This is a genomic window from Cytobacillus pseudoceanisediminis (genome assembly GCF_023516215.1).
GTDB classification, from domain to species: Bacteria; Bacillota; Bacilli; order Bacillales; family Cytobacillaceae; genus Cytobacillus; species Cytobacillus pseudoceanisediminis.
In genome coordinates this window covers 1,672,210-1,690,200 of the sequence record NZ_CP097349.1, presented here as the reverse complement: position 1 = coordinate 1,690,200, position 17,991 = coordinate 1,672,210, and the positions used below count along the sequence as shown (strand labels likewise).

At 40.0% G+C, this 17,991-nt stretch carries 19 protein-coding genes and 2 pseudogenes; 5 read left to right on the top strand and 16 right to left on the bottom strand.

Annotation, left to right across the window (positions count from 1 at the left end):
- Positions 1-21: 21 nt before the first annotated feature.
- Positions 22-579, bottom strand: a complete 558-nt coding sequence (locus tag M5V91_RS09005; RefSeq protein ID WP_009334654.1) for a YkoP family protein — start codon at positions 577-579, stop codon at positions 22-24.
- 252 nt (positions 580-831) lie between these two features.
- On the opposite strand from M5V91_RS09005, the gene M5V91_RS09000 reads away from it, so the two are divergent.
- From M5V91_RS09000 to M5V91_RS08990, 3 genes and pseudogenes are all read left to right on the top strand, one after another.
- On the top strand, positions 832-1,035 hold the full coding sequence (locus M5V91_RS09000) for a DUF1657 domain-containing protein (protein WP_009334653.1): 204 nt from the start codon (positions 832-834) through the stop codon (positions 1,033-1,035).
- Positions 1,036-1,103: 68 nt separating this feature from the next.
- Positions 1,104-1,310, top strand: coding sequence for a DUF1657 domain-containing protein (locus M5V91_RS08995; RefSeq protein ID WP_009334652.1), 207 nt, complete (start codon positions 1,104-1,106; stop codon positions 1,308-1,310).
- A gap of 20 nt (positions 1,311-1,330) precedes the next feature.
- A pseudogene (locus M5V91_RS08990) lies at positions 1,331-2,187 on the top strand (DUF421 domain-containing protein).
- Positions 2,188-2,320: 133 nt separating this feature from the next.
- Here M5V91_RS08990 and M5V91_RS08985 read toward each other — a convergent pair.
- The 3 genes from M5V91_RS08985 to M5V91_RS08975 form a co-directional block, all read right to left on the bottom strand.
- The gene (locus M5V91_RS08985; RefSeq protein ID WP_284522265.1) at positions 2,321-3,691 is read right to left on the bottom strand and encodes an amino acid permease; all 1,371 of its coding nucleotides are present in this window, start codon (positions 3,689-3,691) and stop codon (positions 2,321-2,323) included.
- A 199-nt stretch (positions 3,692-3,890) separates the two neighbouring features.
- The gene (locus tag M5V91_RS08980; RefSeq protein ID WP_009334648.1) at positions 3,891-4,232 is read right to left on the bottom strand and encodes a hypothetical protein; all 342 of its coding nucleotides are present in this window, start codon (positions 4,230-4,232) and stop codon (positions 3,891-3,893) included.
- Between the two features lie 33 nt (positions 4,233-4,265).
- The gene (locus M5V91_RS08975) at positions 4,266-4,718 is read right to left on the bottom strand and encodes a YndM family protein (protein ID WP_251175506.1); all 453 of its coding nucleotides are present in this window, start codon (positions 4,716-4,718) and stop codon (positions 4,266-4,268) included.
- Positions 4,719-4,902: 184 nt separating this feature from the next.
- Between M5V91_RS08975 and M5V91_RS08970 the strand changes: the two genes are divergently transcribed.
- Positions 4,903-5,283 carry a hypothetical protein gene (locus M5V91_RS08970; protein WP_019379956.1) on the top strand — a complete coding sequence of 127 codons (381 nt, stop codon included), beginning with the start codon at positions 4,903-4,905 and terminating at the stop codon, positions 5,281-5,283.
- 49 nt (positions 5,284-5,332) lie between these two features.
- Here the strand turns inward: M5V91_RS08970 and htpG are convergent, their stop codons facing one another.
- The 11 genes and pseudogenes from htpG to pepF form a co-directional block, all read right to left on the bottom strand.
- Positions 5,333-7,210, bottom strand: coding sequence for a molecular chaperone HtpG (gene htpG, locus M5V91_RS08965; RefSeq protein WP_251175505.1), 1,878 nt, complete (start codon positions 7,208-7,210; stop codon positions 5,333-5,335).
- Positions 7,211-7,328: 118 nt separating this feature from the next.
- Positions 7,329-7,640 carry a hypothetical protein gene (locus M5V91_RS08960; RefSeq protein WP_284522018.1) on the bottom strand — a complete coding sequence of 104 codons (312 nt, stop codon included), beginning with the start codon at positions 7,638-7,640 and terminating at the stop codon, positions 7,329-7,331.
- Positions 7,637-8,263, bottom strand: a complete 627-nt coding sequence (locus tag M5V91_RS08955; RefSeq protein WP_284522017.1) for a hypothetical protein — start codon at positions 8,261-8,263, stop codon at positions 7,637-7,639. The genes M5V91_RS08960 and M5V91_RS08955 overlap by 4 nt, the downstream gene beginning before the upstream one ends.
- A 112-nt stretch (positions 8,264-8,375) precedes the next feature.
- On the bottom strand, positions 8,376-8,987 hold the full coding sequence (locus M5V91_RS08950; RefSeq protein WP_019379954.1) for a polysaccharide deacetylase family protein: 612 nt from the start codon (positions 8,985-8,987) through the stop codon (positions 8,376-8,378).
- 38 nt (positions 8,988-9,025) lie between these two features.
- Positions 9,026-9,799 (bottom strand): phosphonate ABC transporter ATP-binding protein, encoded by a 774-nt coding sequence (gene phnC, locus M5V91_RS08945; protein WP_009334642.1) that lies wholly within the window; start codon positions 9,797-9,799, stop codon positions 9,026-9,028.
- Between the two features lie 12 nt (positions 9,800-9,811).
- Complete coding sequence (phnE, locus tag M5V91_RS08940; RefSeq protein ID WP_019379953.1) at positions 9,812-10,567, bottom strand: phosphonate ABC transporter, permease protein PhnE; 756 nt, start codon at positions 10,565-10,567, stop codon at positions 9,812-9,814.
- A gap of 11 nt (positions 10,568-10,578) precedes the next feature.
- Positions 10,579-11,481, bottom strand: coding sequence for a phosphate/phosphite/phosphonate ABC transporter substrate-binding protein (phnD, locus tag M5V91_RS08935; protein ID WP_009334640.1), 903 nt, complete (start codon positions 11,479-11,481; stop codon positions 10,579-10,581).
- A gap of 344 nt (positions 11,482-11,825) precedes the next feature.
- Positions 11,826-12,875: a selenide, water dikinase SelD gene (gene selD, locus M5V91_RS08930; RefSeq protein WP_226280773.1), complete on the bottom strand. Its 1,050-nt coding sequence runs from the start codon at positions 12,873-12,875 to the stop codon at positions 11,826-11,828.
- Between the two features lie 126 nt (positions 12,876-13,001).
- A pseudogene (locus M5V91_RS08925) lies at positions 13,002-13,415 on the bottom strand (glycosyltransferase); the annotation flags it as partial.
- 77 nt (positions 13,416-13,492) lie between these two features.
- Positions 13,493-13,906 carry a hypothetical protein gene (locus M5V91_RS08920; protein WP_284522016.1) on the bottom strand — a complete coding sequence of 138 codons (414 nt, stop codon included), beginning with the start codon at positions 13,904-13,906 and terminating at the stop codon, positions 13,493-13,495.
- Positions 13,907-14,075: 169 nt separating this feature from the next.
- Positions 14,076-15,863 (bottom strand): oligoendopeptidase F, encoded by a 1,788-nt coding sequence (pepF, locus tag M5V91_RS08915; protein ID WP_009334637.1) that lies wholly within the window; start codon positions 15,861-15,863, stop codon positions 14,076-14,078.
- Between the two features lie 132 nt (positions 15,864-15,995).
- On the opposite strand from pepF, the gene M5V91_RS08910 reads away from it, so the two are divergent.
- The gene (locus M5V91_RS08910; protein ID WP_019379952.1) at positions 15,996-16,793 is read left to right on the top strand and encodes a hypothetical protein; all 798 of its coding nucleotides are present in this window, start codon (positions 15,996-15,998) and stop codon (positions 16,791-16,793) included.
- Positions 16,794-16,820: 27 nt separating this feature from the next.
- Here the strand turns inward: M5V91_RS08910 and M5V91_RS08905 are convergent, their stop codons facing one another.
- Positions 16,821-17,852 (bottom strand): DUF438 domain-containing protein, encoded by a 1,032-nt coding sequence (locus M5V91_RS08905; RefSeq protein ID WP_009334635.1) that lies wholly within the window; start codon positions 17,850-17,852, stop codon positions 16,821-16,823.
- Between the last annotated feature and the right edge of the window lie 139 nt (positions 17,853-17,991).

The following is a 17,991-nucleotide window of genomic DNA, read 5'->3' as shown; positions in this document are numbered from 1 at the left end:
AGAGGAAACAGTCTGCATCATTTATTTATATTTATTAATCAGGTTTTCTTTAGACATCAATAAGTAAACAGTGCGATGCTTTTTTAAATTTGCAGCAGAAATTTTTGAACACGATAAAAAATATATAGGCAATTGAAATGTTTTTTTAAACCAGCAGTATAATTTATTTTTTGGAGATATACATTCAAATCCAAGCGTGCTGAATCCCTTGTTTATAAGGGTGATGCCAATAACCCCTTTTATTTTCGTTTCTTCCGGATGGCTGAGGATAAATGCAGTCAAAAGCGGCATAGATTCCTTAACACGTTTATAGATGGCTCTCCCTTTTAATAACTCATTTTTCATATAGTTAAAATCTTTTAACAGCCTGACATTATGCAGATGGATTTTAAGTAAAAGATCATTTTTTCTTATGATAACTCCGTCAGATAATTGAATGTCATTTCCTTTATATTTTGTCAGCCTTACACGAAAAACTCCTCCCTTTTCCGGATCTGCTGTAAGATGCTGTAGCCGGGTAAAAGGATAATAAAGAGGATCCAGGAATACCCATATTGATAATAAAATATTGCGGAACATGTTTTTTAGGTCTCCTCCTTCCTGCGCTATAGTAAATAGGATGTTAATCTAATGGAAATTTTAATTATGGAAATGAACGGATATAGTGCCTTTTTAAATATGGCAGCTCGCAGCCGGGTCATACAAAGCGAGATCCAGATCACCTTATATGATAAGTTACTGAATTTGGTATGAAGTTTATTACATAAGCATTCAATAAAAAGTAATAATACATTGTGTAGTTTATTTTTCATTTGAAAGAAGGAATTAAATATGACAGTTGGAACTCAAGTAAAGCAAGCAATTGTTGGCTTGAAGAGCGCTCAGGCCAGCTTTGAAACGTTTGCACTTGCTACGGAAAACCAAAATGCTAAACAGCTGTACCAGAATGCCGCACAGCAAACACAATCGATCATTGACAGCCTTGAACCAAGGCTTCAAGAGATTCAGCAAGAGGAACCTCAATATAATCAATAGACATTCAGGCTGGCATATGCCAGCCCTATTACAATTATAAATTTAAATCTTGAAATGGTGTGATCTCAATGACAATTGCTTCGAATGTAAATCAATGTCTTGCAGCAATTCGTTCTATAGAAGCACAGTTATCAAACCTGGCTTTAACCTCAATGGATGAAGAAGCAAAGCGCCTATTCCATGAATCAATGCTGGAAATTAGCGAGATAAAAACTGATCTTGAACACCGAAAAAAGGTTATAGAGTTTGAGGAACCCCAATATAAACCAAATTAACTGAACATGGAGATGAAAATATGCCTGAATGGCTTCTTATTGGTGCACGTTCTATTTTATTCGCAGGTGTTTTATTCGCTATAACCAAACTGATAGGAAAAAAACAAATATCAGAGCTTTCATTTTTTGAATATGTATCAGGAATTACAATCGGAAGTATAGCCGGTGAAATAATTATGGGGCTTGATAACCACTGGGCCAGCGGAATCCTTTCTATTTTGATTTTTGGTCTTGTTACATTATTTGCTGATATTCTTTCGCTTAAGAGTAAAAGCTTCCGTGATTTCTTTGAAGGAAAAGGAACAATCTTTATTAAAGATGGGAAAATATTAGAAGATAATTTAAAAAAGAAAGATACTCGATTGATGATTTATCCTCCCTGCTTCGCCAAAAAAATGTCTTTAAAACAGCAGATGTGGAGTTTGCTGTTTTAGAGCCGCGCGGAGATCTTAGCATCATGCTGAAGAAAGAAAACCAGCCGCTTACCCCAAAGGATCTTCAATTGAATTTACCTCAGGAAAAAGAGCCGCAAACGGTTATTATGGATGGGAAAATTCTAAACGATCCCCTTGCTGAGTCAGGGAAATCGAGAAAATGGCTTGACATGGAGATAGAAAAACTGGGTTTGACCATTGATAACATTTTTTTGGGTCAAATTGATTCTTATGGAGAACTGACTGTAGATATATTTGATGATTCACTTAAGGTTCCTGCACCACAGCAGCGTCCTCTGCTTATGGCAATGATAAAAAAGTGTGCTGCTGACCTTGAAGTGTTTTCCCTGCAGACTGATTCCAAAAAGGCACAGGAAATGTATGAAAAAAATACTCAAAAGCTGAATCAAATCATACAGAAATTATCCCCATATTTAAAGTAAGCTTGTCCATCAGCAGGACTTCAAAAACATAGTCCGCACTCTCCCTATATTAGAATTCTGCAGTGAATTCCTTTAATCACCCTTTTGGTCCTTGCTGATTTTAAATAAACCGACCGCCTATTTATAGGGCTCCTTAAAAAGGAATAAGAAAAAACTTAATTACAGCGTCTAAAAACTGAACAAACACCAGAATGAAGACTGGTGTTTGTTTTTTATTGTTAACAGCTGCTCCCGCCTTCTTTTTTCCATACTTTTTTTGCATGATTAAGGCTACAATCGCTATTAATGCCACAAATATTAAACTGACAAAAAATCCAAACCTTATGGACTTTTCAATTAATGTGCCGCTTACCGCAGCCAGGATCAGAAGCAATCCCACCGCAGCCATTATCTTTCCGAACACTTTATTTTCCAAAATCCGAAGAGCTGAAATGATGATGAATGACCAATTGAATAAAATTAATATACCAGCAGCAGTAGTGATATACTCATATATTTTGCCAGGCAGCAATAAGGCGGTTACGATGGATGCAATTAAACCCGCTGTAGCCAGTCCCAGCGAAGGTAAAGGAAGGTCCTTCCACTTCTTTATCTTTTTTGAAAATACCGCTGGAGCATCGCCGTCATCAGCCAACGTAACCAGTAATGCAGTTACTCCAAACAGTGAAGCTGTCATCGTAGAGAAGCCGGCAATAATGATTGCTGCATTAAAAACGTGCGGGAAGAAGGCCAGATTATACTTATCCATTGCAGTTACAAATGGGCTCTCTTTTTCATTAAAAGCACCATGTGAAGCCATATAAACGGCTAAGCCAAGGGAAATGACATAGATGATGACAAGGACGATAAGCATGATGATGCCCGCCTTAGGTGCATCCTCCTTCTTTTTTAATCTTGTTGCCATTAGCCCAATCACTTCAATTCCTCCGTATGCATAGAAAGCATAAATCAACGATGACCAAAAGCCCCTAAAGGCTTCAGGAAACCATTCCCCAGAAGAACCGGGGAATCCGGGATGCCTGGCATCTCCATTAATCACTCCGGACAAAGCAGCTGCTGCGAGGATGATAAACATAATAATGGCTGCTGTTTTAATAACTGCAAACAGGTTTTCCACCTTATCAAAGCCTTTGTTTCCTGTTAATACCACTATAATGGAGAGTATGGCATAACCCGCTGCAAAAACCCAAAGGGGCACATGAGGAAACCAAAATCTTGTCAAAATGGAGAGCGCGGTTAATTGGCTTCCCATGATAAGTATATTTGAGCACCAGTAATTCCAGCCGCAGCTAAAACCTGCCCACTTTCCATAGGCTTTATTGGCGTAATAGCAAAAAGATCCTTCCTGAGGGTCTTCAGCTGTCATTTTAGCCAAAAGGTTATAGACGATATAGGTTCCAAGTGCCGCTAACATAAATGAAAAAACGATGGAAGGTCCGGTGATCTTAATGCCAATGGCTGAACCGAGAAAGAAACCGGTCCCAATGGTACAGCCAACACCAATTAATGATAATTGCCACCATTTTAGGTCACCGGATTCACTTTTTTTGAGGAATTTCCGCTGGGAAGAAAAAGTCCATGGTGTACCTCCTGTTTATCTCCTATAGCTGTTAAACGTGCTATTGCTTTCATTCAAATAAATAAGCCGATTCCTTTTGGTGATCGGCTTCCGTTCAAATCTGCAAAGGATGGTGCCAAAGCATTTATTTCTTTTGTTCTGAACTGTCGCTTTTTAATCCTGTAACAGATCTGAATAGCTGTGTGTTCATGCTGCCCTGGACAATATCCTCAAGGAAGAATTGTTCGATTAGCTTTTTATATTCTTCATCTTCAAACATCTTCCTGTTTTGAAGCTCCATTTCAGCAAGACCTTCATATTTGGAAAGAAAAGCATAGGTATGGTCTTGTCCTGAAATGGGCGATAATAGCTCAACCTCATGCTGATAATTCTCGTTTCGGTAGCTTTGGATCATTCTCACGTTTTTTAACGCTTCAACAAAATTGTCCTGCTTCACTTCAAATGTCTGGTAAACGAAAACTGACATAATAATCCCCTTCCCAAGAGTTTTCAGAATGTGTTATTTATCCTCTTCGCTTCTTACATCCGGTCTTACAGGTGTTAAATCCTCGGAAACTTCAGTATTATAGCGAAGGTTTCCTTGGTTAATAGTGCCTTTTTCATTACTTGCTTCTGTCATATTTCTAAGCAAATATAAGTGGAATAGATATTCAAATAATGCGACTCCAAGAGCTGCGGCTATTGACATTGCAATAAGATTATCACCATTGGTTAGAATTGAACTCAAAAACCAAATGAGCAAAAAAGCCAATCCAAAGTCGGCTGCCGTTGCGATCATATTGCTGCTCCTTGGGAGTATCACCATGTCACCAAGGATATAAGCTGTAATGCCCAGAATGGCTGTTATTATAAATACATTTACAAAGCTCATTCCAAAGAATATTCCGAGAATGATATATAAGAGAACAACACTTGCGAGAAATTTTAGAGCCAATGCCTTGAAATGCTGCATAATCTCCCTCCTTTACATTGTTAGTTTGTTTATTAGCACAAAAATTATTCCCATATATAGCTGTACATCAATTTAAGAAAAAGATTCCTTTTATTGATTTAATTTTCTAGTGTGAAGGTGATGGGCAAAGAGAAATAGATCAAAGGGGCAAATGTCCCTGAATAATTATTAGGAGGCTGTTAATATGCATACAACTCAACATGGAGTACAGCAGGCAAATCAAGCCAGGCAGCTAGCTCAGCAGCTGATTCAGCAGACACAGCAAGGAAGCCAGCAATATCGTATGATGATGCTGCAGGAACAGCAGAACATTCAGATGCTTGAGCAGATTCTTCAGCGTGAAAAGCAGGCTGCCCAATTAATTGAACAAAGCCTGCAAAGCCATGACTTAGCCATTCAGCGATGCCAGGAAGTCGTACACATTTGCAATCAAATGCAGGGACAGCTTACTGGGCAAGAAATGGCTGGAGGAAGTCTTTCAGCAATGCAGCAGCCTTTTAATAGCCAGAGCCAATTTCAGACTGGTTCTCAATTCAATTATGCAGGAACTTTCCGCCAGAAATAATTGAGTACAAAAAAACAGCCCGATTGATTCGGGCTGTTAAAACGGTATGTTAAACCATTACTTTGCAAATATCATTCGTAAACTCAACAGGATCACTGATCGGAAGGCCTTCTATCAGCAAAGCCTGGTTATATAGGAGGTTTGTATACAGATTTAATTTTTCTTTATCGTTTTCTAAAGCATTTTTTAAGGCTTGGAAGACTTCATGGTTTGAATTGATTTCCAAAACCTTATTTGCTTTTACGTCTTGATTATCCGGCATGCTGCTAAGGACTTTTTCCATTTCAATGGTAACTTCTCCATCAGCTGTCAAGCAAACCGGGTGGCTTTTAAGCCTTTTGGAAATTCGTACATCCGTCACTTTTCCTGACAAAATTTCTTTCATGCTGCTGAACAATTCCTTATGTTCTTTTTCTTCTGATTCGGATACCTTTTCATCCTCATTCTCTATGCCGAGATCGCCGCTTGATACAGACTTGAATTCCTTGTCTTTATAGGTCATAAGCATCTTAATGGCAAACTCATCAATATCTTCTGTAAAATATAGTATTTCATAACCCTTGTCAGCCAAAAGTTCAGTTTGCGGTAGTTTTTCTATTCTTTCATGTGACTCTCCTGCTGCGTAATAAATATATTTCTGGTCATCCTTCATCCTTGATATATATTCATCAAGTGATGCCAGTTTCTTTTCTTTTGAAGAATAGAACATCAATAAATCCTGGAGCATTTCTTTATGGGTTCCGAAATCGCTGTATACACCATATTTTAATTGTCTTCCAAACGACTTATAAAATTGTTCATATTTTTCCCGCTCATTTTTCATCAGGCTGTGAAGTTCGTTTCTTATCTTTTTGCTGATGTTTTTAGCAATGAGCTTCAGCTGCCGATCATGCTGGAGCATTTCTCTTGAAATGTTAAGTGATAAATCTTCAGAGTCCACCATCCCCTTTACAAAACTGAAATAATCTGGAAGAAGGTCTCCGCACTTATTCATAATTAATACGCCATTTGAATAAAGCTCCAGGCCTTTTTCATATTCCTTTGAATAATAATCAAATGGAATATTCTCAGGAATATATAAAATTGCATTATAGCGGATTGTGCCATCCACATGAATATGGATATGCTTTACCGGCTTGTCAAAGCCATAATGCTTCTCCTGATAAAATTTTTCATAATCTTCGTCTGTCAGTTCACTTTTATTTTTCCGCCAAATCGGAACCATGCTATTGATGGTCTGCTCTTCGGTGCTTTCTTTATATTCATTCTCAGCACCTTCTATTGGTTCTTTGATTTCTGCATCCATCTTAATTGGATAGCGGATGAAGTCTGAGTATTTCTTTATGATCGATTTTAAGCGGTACTCTTCGAGGTATTCATCAAAGCTTTCATCTTCCGTATTTTCTTTTATTTTAAGGATAATATCAGTACCGACTGCCTCTTTTTCACATGGCGTAATCGTATATCCTTCCGCCCCATGTGATTCCCATTTGTAGGCCTGTTCACTGCCAAGGGCTTTGCTGATCACAGTTACAACATCAGCGACCATGAATGCCGCATAAAATCCTACTCCGAATTGGCCAATAATATCATGGCCATCTTTAATCTCCTGTTCTTTCTTAAAAGCGAGAGAACCGCTTTTAGCAATGATGCCAAGGTTATTTTCCAGCTCTTCCTTTGTCATTCCAATGCCAGTATCTTTGATTGTTAATGTTCTGTTTTCCTTATCAGGAACGACCTTTATGTAGTAACTCTCTTTGTCAAACGTTAAGGAATCGTCTGTAAGTGCTTTATAGTAGATCTTATCGATCGCATCGCTGCTGTTGGAAATAAGCTCCCTCAGGAACACCTCTCTTTGAGAGTAAATGGAGTTGATCATCATTTCCAATAATCTCTTGGATTCTGCCTTAAACTGTTTCGTTTCCATGTTAGTCTCTCCCCTTTCAAATTTTCATTACATTAGCACTTAAACCTTAAGAGTGCTAAACAATATTTAAATATCATATTAGTCAATTTGTGTCAATCAGCATGAACTGACTTTCGTTCTAAATGATTTCTTCTGCACATTCAACAAGATTGTGTATTGTCTCTTTTAATTGCCTCGACAGCTGTTCTGGAGTCCATTTCGCTCTCTGATTGTCCAGATCTGATTGTATTAGCATCATCATCCAAACCGAAAAAACAGCTGAAAACACATAATATTCCTGTTTGAACTTCTCCCTGTCTGGAGCAGAAATTTGAATTTCTTTACAATAACAGTCCAGAATCATATTTCGCATAGTATGGTTATTAGGCTTAGGGAAATCCGGATGTGAAATATCGATTAAATGAAACAAATCCCAAAAAGGTGTGTTCATGTGGCAATGTTCCCAGTCCAGAACCACCGTCTTATCCCCGCATACCCATAATTCCCCTGGTGCAAATCCCCATGGCAAAGAACTCTCACAGTGGAAAAGGGTTTACTGGTAAATGCGCTGAAAATTTTATTGCCTAAACGATCTGAAATATTATGTAACTTGAAAATAGAAAACACTTTCTCTTTGTTCTGCAGGATTTGGTCTGCCATCTCCTCAATAGGCGGTTTAGGACCTTTCAGCTGTGCATGGGAAAACCGCTCAGCGGGCAGAGAGTGCCATTTGGCCATTAATGCAGTTAGTTCCAGTGCAATATTTGAATCAAATGTATGTGTAATGGTGCCAAGGTCTTCTAAAATAATCCAATTATCGCTTAGTTTGTTTTGGACGGAGTACGACAGGATTTTTGGAAACTTTAGCGGGAGTTCTGACAGTACATTTTCAAAAATCCACACTTCTTTTCCCAGCTGAGTATTGTTTGTCAGAGGTTTGAAAATAAAGCTTTTTGACGCATCAATAAAAAAACGCTCGACAAACCGGCCGTTCGCTCCCTGATATAAGTTCTCTCTTCTTAAAATGTAACGGTCATTTAGAGTCCCGTTTTCAGTCACAATATTAGTAAACAAGCTGGAGCTCCCCCTTAATAGGCATCCTATCTCCACAATATATATCAATCTGCTTTAAAAAAATACTGCTTTTTTCACTGCACAAAAAAAGTATCCTGCGCAAGGATACTTTTTAGAGCAAACTGAATTCATAGCCTTTATTTCGGATCTCAGCAATTAAAGCAGGGAGAGCTTCAACAGTCTGGGTTAATTCATGCAAAAGAATGATCGCTCCCTCTTCCAGGTTCTCTATGACGTTTGCGATAATTTGTTCAGGCTGTTCTTTTAGCTCCCAGTCCATTGCCGAGATTCTCCACATGATGGTTGATAGCCCAAGCTGTTTGGCTGCGGCTATAGTGTGTTCATTGTACTGCCCAAATGGGGGCCGAAATAGCTTCACTTCCTGGCCGATGATCGACTCAATCTTAGTTTTGCTGCTGCTGAGATCCTGGACTTGTTCATGTGGACTCAAATTAACATAATTGGAATGCTTTGAAGAGTGGGTACCTATCTGATGACCTTCTTCTATGACTCTTTTCCACGGACGCTGAGGGTATAAAAGCCTGGATTGCCAGAAGAATACAGCTGGAACATTCTCTTTCTTCAAGATATCCAATATTTCCGGAAGAACTCTACCGGGTCCATCATCAAAGGTCAACACCACTGTTTTCTTGGATGCATGGCCCTCATTAAATAGTTTGATATCAGGGTCATTCGAAACGTACACGACGTTCGAGCTATCCACAACTCATGGACAATTGGCCATTTCCTCTGCCTCCTTTTTTAAGTAGAACGGATATATGATTTCTCGCCATAACTTTCTGCATCATATGTAAATACATACATATCGTCTGTAAACTGCTCTGGTTTATCATCAAAAACGACTTCCCCATCTTTTAAAGCGATAATGCGGGTTGCATATCGTTTAGCTAACTGAACATCATGGACATTAATAATGGTTTGAAGCTTATGCCGCTCATGCATCTCCTGAAGCAAGCTGAATATCCGGTCTGAAGTTCCAGGATCCAGGCTTGCAACAGGCTCGTCGCCTAGAAGGAAACTTGGATTTTGAAGGAGAGCCCTTGCAATGCCAACTCTCTGTTTTTGCCCTCCGCTAAGATGCTCGACCCTGCGATCGGCAAAATCGGCTAAGCCCACCTCTGCAATGACTTGTTTAGCCTGTGCCTTTTCTTCATCTGTGAACCATCCAATAAGATTCTTGAAGCTGCTCCTGAAGCCGAACATGCCTGTCAGAACATTTTGCAGTACAGTCAATCGGGGAATTAGATTAAAATGCTGAAAGATCATTCCCATCTCCCTGCGGATTTTTCGAAGCTGTTCATCACTCAGTGCAGAAAAGGATTGGCCATCCCAGATGATTTCCCCGGATGATGGTGTCTGCAAGCCGTTTAAACAGCGGATCAAAGTGGATTTTCCAGCACCGCTTTTACCTAACACACAAACAAAATCACCAGGATGAATGGTCAGGTTTATAGAATTCAGGGCATTATGCTTCATGCCGGGATAACGGACTGTTATATTTCGAATCTCAAGCATTTCAGGCCTCCTTTATATCACTCGGTTCCTAACATAGCTTCCGAAAAGATCCACAAGAACAACGATGATCATTATAACCAGTACATCGAGCGAAACTGAACTGTACTGGAATGTTTTAAAATCATTAAAAAGTCTCTGGCCAATACCTCCACCGCCAATAAACCCCAATATAAGAGAAGTTCGAATGGCAACCTCAAACCGGTAGAAGTAATTCGACAATACATTTGGCCATATTTGAGGCAGGATGCTGAACAGGGAAGCAAACCAGCTTTTAGCACCAACTGCTTTCATGGCCTCCTGCGGGCCGGGATCGGATGCTTCAATGAGTTCTGAGATCAGTTTTCCCAGAACCCCAATATTATGAAACATAATGGCCAGGACAGCAGGAAAAGGACCAAGTCCAAGAGCCGTAAGAAGAATCAGACCGAAAACAATTTCAGGGATGGAACGGACAAAGCTGAGGCCGACTCTGGTTAAATGGTAAATAAGTTTAGAGCCGGACGTGTTTTTGGCTGCCATAAAGCTTAAGGGGAGTCCGATGATAAGCCCGAAAAAGCTTCCCAAAAAAGCCATGGCCAATGTTTCCAGACTGTCTTCAAGTATCTTTGGAAGAAGAGAAAAATCCATCGGGAACCAATGGGACAGAAAGTCAATCATATTGCGGAAGTCTTTGAATTTCGATAAATCGAATTCCGTTAGCCTCATGCTAAGATAAACGAATAAAGCCAACACGAAATATGTTAATATGCTGCGTTTTTTAAACCACAATCTTATCAGCCCTATTCTTTAATAAGTCCCTCTTTTAGGGCAGCCTGGCGGATGCTTTCATAATCTTCATTGCTTGCCTCTGTAAATCCGCTTGCCCCGAAAGCATCCAGAATTTCCGGGTCTTCAATCGCCAGAAATGCTTCTTTTAATGCTTTAATCGTTTCTTCATCGGTGTTCTCATGTACAGCCCATGGGTACTGAAAAAGCTTTTCTGATTTCCAGATCGTTTTAATCTGATCTCCATCTACTTTTCCTGAATCCACTAATTGATTGTAAATGGCGCTGTCGATCGCACCTGCATCAACCTGCTTATTTTGAACTGCCAATGCAGTAGCATCATGCGAGCCTGTAAATCTGACGGACTTAAAGCTGTGGTCGTCCTCTGATTTGTAAACTTCGCGGTCCTTCAATTCAATGGATGGGATTAGAGATCCTGAAGTTGAATTGATATCACCGAAAGCAAAGTCAGATTCACTGCTGTTTTTCAGTAAATCTTCAAGTGAATTCCATGGATTGTCTTTATGTGTGATGATATATGAATAATAGAATGGCTCTCCATCAATCAGCTGTGTAATGATGGCTTTTGCGCCGCTCTTCTCATGTGCAACAACATATGTTAACGGGCCGAAATAAGCCATATCAATTTTATCGTAGTTCATGGCTTCCACTACCCCGTTATAATCCGGATATACTTCGACAGCTACATCCCTATCGAGTTTTTCAGATAAAGTGGACTGAAGTTTCTCCATGGCAGCTTCCATGGATCCCTCTGTTTGAACTGGAATGACCCCAATGGTGAACGTTTCTTTCGATTGTTCTTTTCCGTTTCCGTCTGTGTTATCTGTTTCATTTCCGCCGCATGCTGACAAAAGCATCAGTGAAAAGATAGTTATGAGCATTAAGAATTTTTTCATGTTTGCACTTCCTTGTTTTTGATTTTGGCTCTATTGCTATAAAATGTCGGTTAGCTTGTGAATATTGTTCGTTGATCTTTGGCTGCATGCACGCAGCGAACCCGCGGGGAGAGATGAGATCCTCTTCGGCTACGCCTGCACCTCTCACTTCCCTGGCTTCCCGCAGGACATTGAATAAACTTCCCTGAATCAACACCGCACGAAGAAATGCGGATGCATTTTCGAGGATCAAATGCCCTCCGCTACAATCAACTCTATTGTTAGATTTAGTTGCAAGTAAAAACTCTAACGAAAACAGCCTTAATTTTGTAAAGGTAAAAAAGGACTCTTTTCGAGTCCTTTTTTCAGATAACAGTAATCTTTCCAGGATTCTGATCTGTGACAGTCCCAATGATGGAAGCCCATTCTACTCCTTTTACCTTAAGATCTTTAAGGAGCAATTCAGCTTCTGTTTCAGGAACGGTTATTAAAAGTCCCCCTGAAGTGATGGCATCACAAAGGATCACCTGGTCCACATCATCAATATTTTCATATTGAATCCGGCCGGACAGCCATTTATGATTCTTTTTGGAGCCTCCAGGAATAATATTCTGTTCAGCAAGCTCTCTTGTTTTTGGAAGGATTGGAACGGCTTTGCTTTCAATGGTAATGCCTGTGCCGCTTCCTTCCGCAATCTCCATTGCGTGGCCTAGAAGGCCAAAACCGGTAATGTCTGTACAGGCATTGACCTGGTAGTTATCCATAGCTTCAGCTGCGTCTTTATTTAAGGCAGCCATGACTTCCATTACACGGTCAATTCCTTCCTGATCCAGCATATCCCTTTTAATCGCTTGAGTAAGAATGCCCACGCCAATCGGCTTGGTTAAAATCAGTTTGTCACCAGGTTTGGCTCCTGCATTTGTTCTAACTCGTTCAGGATGTACTGTTCCAGTCACAGATAAACCGAATTTTGGCTCCTGGTCATCAATGGAGTGCCCTCCAACTAAAACAGCACCGGATTCTCTAACTTTATCGGATGCGCCAGCCAGAATGTCTGCAAGGATGTTTTTATCCAATTTGCTGATTGGAAAACCTACAATATTCATAACGGTTATCGGCTTTCCGCCCATAGCGTAAATATCGCTAAGTGAATTGGCTGCGGCAATCTGCCCGAACATATACGGGTCATCCACGATAGGAGTAAAGAAATCAAGTGTCTGCACCAGGGCAGTTTCATCATTTATTTTATATACACCTGCATCATCAGAAGTATCCAGTCCTACTAAAAGGTTGGGGTCAGGTACAGACTTTGGCAAATGACGCAGAACCTGCGCCAGGTCTTCAGGACCAATTTTGCATCCTCAGCCGCCTTTTGTAGATAAAGAAGTTAGTTTTATGATTTCTTCTCTCGACATATTTCTCTCTCCTTGCCTATGATTATTTACTTGGGACTTTTCTAAAATGGTTTTGTACATTTTTTGAAGTGTTTTAGCTTCATATTCTGAAGAATGGCTGCATTCAACATAGAATTTGGCAGCACGCCCCAATTTTATCCTCAACTCGTAATTATTCACTAGTTTGTCTGCATAATCAAGAAATTCGACCGGATTTGTATAGATTAAACCGGTTTCCTGATGGTCAATGATATTTCGATTTCCCAGGTTATTGGCTGCAAGTACTGGAAGGCAATATCCCATTGCTTCTAAAATAGCAGCAGGCTGGCCTTCAGAATGGGATGTATTCAATACGGCATCAGCTTGCCTGTATAGTTCCCCCATATGATGATGGGGGATTTGACCAAGATATTGAATCCACTCTTTATTCTCTTCTGCAAGGGACTTTACAATATACCCCTCTTCTTCTTCAATAATAGGGCCCGCCAGCCAAAGTCGTATCTCAGGATTTTTTTCGTAAATGATTTTAAGCTTTTCTATGGCAAAAGGAATATTTTTCACCTTGCGGATCCCTGCCGGCAGCAAAAATAAAAAAGTGCCAGGTTCTTTCTTATAATCACCTCCAGGTTCAGGAAATATTACAGTGCCCTGATGGATAACGCTGATTTTATCTCTTGCTTCGGGAAGTTCTTTTGAGAGTACCAGCTTGGCTTCATCATCAAATACGTGTATAGCTTCGGCATGGAGGATGGTTTCCGAAACAACGGCTTTTTTTCCGGATCATAAAGATCGATATTTAAGTCCGTCCCTGTCATGGTTACGACATATCTTTCAGGCCTTTTAGCAAGCCTTTTAATAAATTGGCCAAACCTGTAAGCGTTAAAGCCATGCACAATATCAGCTTTTGGCAGGTAAGTGAATTCGTAATCGTTTGTGATATTAATGATTTTAGTCTCGATGCCAAGCTTATTAAGTCCATCAGAAATACGCTGAACGGTAACCGTATTTCCTCTTGCCTGGTGAAAATTTGGGCTTGCCAGTATTACTTTCATCCTTTCATCCTTCACAATTATATTTGCACTATCTTCGTTTTAATTAAAGTTTGCATCAATTATTGCAGGAATATTTCATCCTGTCCATTAATTGTATTTCAGCTAGCTGTTCTTTTAATTATGACAGTAAAAAAGCCTGTTTCTAAGGCAAGAAACAGGCCGGATTCTTCTATTGGTTTCCGAATTCTTCTACAAGTTCTCTGAATTTCCGAAGTGAGTTTTCAATTGGATATGGGGAAGTCAGATCCACTCCGGTTTTCTTTAACAGCTCAAGCGGATAATCGGAACTTCCGCTTTTTAAGAACTCAAGATAGCTTTGCAGCGTTTCTTTGTCCCCTTCAAGAATTTTCGCTGCCAAATGAATGGCAGACGCAAATCCGGTAGCGTACTTATAAACATAAAATGGACGGTAAAAATGAGGGATCCTAGCCCAGCCGAATTTTACCTCTTCATCAAAGACTATTTCATCCCCATTATATTCGCGGAATAAGCGTTCATAGATTCCGCTGAAAACTTCAGCGTTAAGCGGTTCTCCCTTTTCAGCTAATTCGTGCGTTTTCATCTCAAATTCAGCAAACATGACTTGAGTGAAGAAGGTTCCTTTAAACTGATCAATAAAATGATTAAGGAGATGCCTGCGGACTTGTTTATCCTTTTCCCTGTTCAGCAAATAATTAATCAGCAGCACTTCGTTTACTGTTGAAGCCACTTCCGCTACAAAGATGCTATATCGGGCGGTAATCTGCGGCTGGTGCTGAGAGCTCAGCTTACTGTGGACACCATGTCCGCATTCATGTGCAAGTGTGAAAAGGCTGTCCAGATCATCCCGGTGATTCAGGAGGATATAGGGATGAACGCCGTAGATGCCCAGGTTATACGCCCCTGACCGCTTCCCTGGAGTTTCCCGCACATCAATATAGCGCCCTGACTTAAACTCCTTGAGAATATTAATATAATCCTCTCCAAGAGGCTCCAATGCTTTACACATCGTTTCATAAGCTTCTTCATATGATATATCAGGTTTTACACCCTCTGCTAATGGAACACTCAAATCATATTGCCTCAGCTCGTCAAGGCCTAACTGTTTCTTGCGGATCCTGGTATACTGATGCATTGCCCCGATATTTTTTTTAGTGGTCTCAATAAGATTTACATATACTTCCTTGGGCACCTTATCTCCAAATAATCCTTTTTCAAGGGCTGAAGGATAATTCCGGATTTTGGCCATGCTCACATTGTTTTTTATCGCAGCAGAAAGGGTGGAAGCAATGGAATTCTTTAGCTGCACATAAGGCTGGTAATAGGCCCTATACGCTTCTTTTCTCTTTTCCCGGTCTTCCTCTTCCATAATTTTTGCATACATGCCGCGTGTCAGTTCAACCTTTTCGCCATCGTCTTTTGTTACATCGCCAAACTTTATATCAGCATTATTCATCATTCCAAATGTATGACTTGGAACCGAAAGTGCTTCGCCAAGGCGGGACAGAATTTCTTCCTGGTCCTTATTAAGGACATGAGGCTTATAGCGGAAAGATTCGAGCAGATCTTCCTCAAAGTATTTCAAGCCCTTTTCCTCAGCAATATAGCTTTTTAGGGTTTCTTCATCCAGACTTAAAAGAAAAGGCATAAAAAAAGAAGTGGAAGAACTGATTTTAACGCCTAATTGCTTTGCCCTGTCCACAAAAGCCTGTGAATCAGACACCCGTGTGTCTTCATCTGTTTTTAGCATCGCATATGCATATAGCTTATTAAATATGTAAGAAAGTTTTTCTTTTTGCTCAAGATATTGATACAGGGAATAACCATCTTGAATCTGCCCATCAAAGGTCTTCAGCTTATCAGCTAATTGTTCAATCCTCTGGTAATCTTCCTCCCATTTTTCCAAACTGGAATAAATGTCTTCCAGATTCCATTTTTCATTTAGCGGAACATCATTTCTGTTTTTGTATGTCTTCATCTTATAGCCTCCTTTACAGCAAAACTGTCATTCATTTATTAACTATATTCAAAAGTTATCGGAAAAACCCTTCCTCATTTTTGATTTTATCATGAACGGCCATTAAAATAATCTTGAAAGGATGTGGACGGATTGGCAATAACTCTGCCTCATATTGAAGACTCAAACAATACGGTATATTTTCCTCCAGTGGGGAAATTTGAAACGTTTCAGGATGATGCTCATTATGAAGAGAAAGTCAGGGAATGGGGCTTATCAACTACAAGGGAAGTTAAGAAGGAATTCTGGTATAAAGAAAAATCACAGCAGCGGCTTGTAACTGTGAAAGGTTATCAGGCATACGGTGAGTCTGATGATTATTATACAATCATAATCGAATTTCAGGACGGAAATCTGAGCTGCATACACCCGGCTTATCTTAAAGAGATGCAGTCGCCAAGCTTTGGAAAAGCATTGACTGCTGGTTTCTCTGCTCCTTCTGAAAAGGAAGCACCTAAAAAAGACAGTGAGAAGTCTGAAGACGTTACTAAGAATCCGTCTGAAAACAGCAATAAGACAAAGCCTTCAGCAAAAAAAGCCAAGAAGGAAAAACAGCCTGCATTGGAACTGCCAGCAGAAAAGGCCCACTTTACTGCTAAAGTAAAACAATTTGCCTTGAGCTGGAACCATTTCAATGAAGAAAATGATGAAGTCATCGTCTTAGAAGATGTTGTCATTGAAGAGAATGAACCGATTGAAGTGGGACTTGGCTGGTGCTCCCACTCAAAAACGCTGAAGAAATTCGAACTTAAGCCAGGGGAAAGCCTTGAATTTGATGGGAAAATTGTTAAAAAGAAACTGCCTAAAGGGAAAGACTGTGACGAGGAATTCATTGTAGAAGAAGCAGTGACATATAAGATTAATAATCCTTCAAAAATCAAAAAAAGCTAAGAGTGGACGCTCTTAGCTTTTTTATGATTATAAAAGAATTCTTTTTTCTCCCTCGATTTCCTGGATTGGATTGATATTCTGTGTGAATTCCAGGGTTCCTGCATAGCTTCCGTTTTCATCCCTTACAGCAAAATAACGGATATAAACATATTTATCTTTAAATTTTATCCAGAAATCTTCAGAGTCCTTTCGGCCTGCCTTAAGATCCTTCAGCAATTCTTCCACAGCATGGACACTGCGGGGAGGATGGCAATTCTGCACGGTTCGCCCTATCACGGCTTTGGTTCTGGCAAAGATTCTTTCCTTTCCGTGAGAGAAATAGCGGACTACGTCTTCATGATCAATAAATGTGATATCAACAGGCAAATGATTGAATAATAGCTCCAGCTGTTTCAATGATAAAATGCCAGTTTCCATTTTGATATAGCCTTCTGATATTGCTTTCCCAGCAATCCCTTTGCGTTCGGGCTTCCATTCTCCTTGCGGGCCGGTCAGGCAGAAGCCAATCTCATCGCTCTCATGGGCAATCTTAACCCATTCATCTTCTGTAAGATTCTTTAAGGCCATAGGGAAAAGGATATTTTCCTCCCTGTAAATCATAGCGCTTATTTCATTGAAAATGAAACGCACGGCATTGGTGACCTTTTGCTTGTCCCCATCGTAATCCTCGAGCAGGTTTTTGGCATCCTTGATTCCATCCCTGATATAGTCATCGATGCTCCACATATTATTTGTTGGTCCATAGATTCCGTACTTCTCCAAGTATGGGAAAAGCAGATTTTCCTTCCGGCTGTAATGCTTATCAAGATCAAGCAGCAGGATGCAGTCTTCCAATAGTTTATATGCATTTTCCCCGTTATCCTCCTGGATGAACGCTTCGAGATGGACTTTTACCTTTTCCCTCAGATGCTTATCAATTGCCTTATTCTCCCGGATAAATGTATGTATGGGGTGTCCGGGCTGTTCTTCCGGCTTGGGAAGAGCGGTTTCGCCATTATTGTCCTGAGCAGGACTGCTGTGATGGTCCTGATGTTCACGGTTATTAATCAATTCGCTCACTGTACATTTCCTCCTCTTTTTCCAGGCTGTATAAATTGCTTATAAGGAATGTACCATGGGGGAAAAGTTTGGGATGTGATGAGAATCATATTTTATTGAAAGTTTATTGGTTTATTTAAGAATGGAATGCAAGCAATAA

What these genes read in the sequence shown, in the direction of transcription:
- M5V91_RS09005 (WP_009334654.1), bottom strand. Translation starts at nt 579, where the DNA reads ATGTTCCGCAATATTTTATTATCAATATGGGTATTCCTGGATCCTCTT.
- M5V91_RS09000 (WP_009334653.1), top strand. Translation starts at nt 832, where the DNA reads ATGACAGTTGGAACTCAAGTAAAGCAAGCAATTGTTGGCTTGAAGAGC.
- M5V91_RS08995 (WP_009334652.1), top strand. Translation starts at nt 1,104, where the DNA reads ATGACAATTGCTTCGAATGTAAATCAATGTCTTGCAGCAATTCGTTCT.
- M5V91_RS08980 (WP_009334648.1), bottom strand. Translation starts at nt 4,232, where the DNA reads ATGTCAGTTTTCGTTTACCAGACATTTGAAGTGAAGCAGGACAATTTT.
- M5V91_RS08975 (WP_251175506.1), bottom strand. Translation starts at nt 4,718, where the DNA reads ATGCAGCATTTCAAGGCATTGGCTCTAAAATTTCTCGCAAGTGTTGTT.
- M5V91_RS08970 (WP_019379956.1), top strand. Translation starts at nt 4,903, where the DNA reads ATGCATACAACTCAACATGGAGTACAGCAGGCAAATCAAGCCAGGCAG.
- htpG (WP_251175505.1), bottom strand. Translation starts at nt 7,210, where the DNA reads ATGGAAACGAAACAGTTTAAGGCAGAATCCAAGAGATTATTGGAAATG.
- M5V91_RS08960 (WP_284522018.1), bottom strand. Translation starts at nt 7,640, where the DNA reads ATGAACACACCTTTTTGGGATTTGTTTCATTTAATCGATATTTCACAT.
- phnC (WP_009334642.1), bottom strand. Translation starts at nt 9,799, where the DNA reads ATGCTTGAGATTCGAAATATAACAGTCCGTTATCCCGGCATGAAGCAT.
- phnD (WP_009334640.1), bottom strand. Translation starts at nt 11,481, where the DNA reads ATGAAAAAATTCTTAATGCTCATAACTATCTTTTCACTGATGCTTTTG.
- M5V91_RS08920 (WP_284522016.1), bottom strand. Translation starts at nt 13,906, where the DNA reads ATGAAAGTAATACTGGCAAGCCCAAATTTTCACCAGGCAAGAGGAAAT.
- pepF (WP_009334637.1), bottom strand. Translation starts at nt 15,863, where the DNA reads ATGAAGACATACAAAAACAGAAATGATGTTCCGCTAAATGAAAAATGG.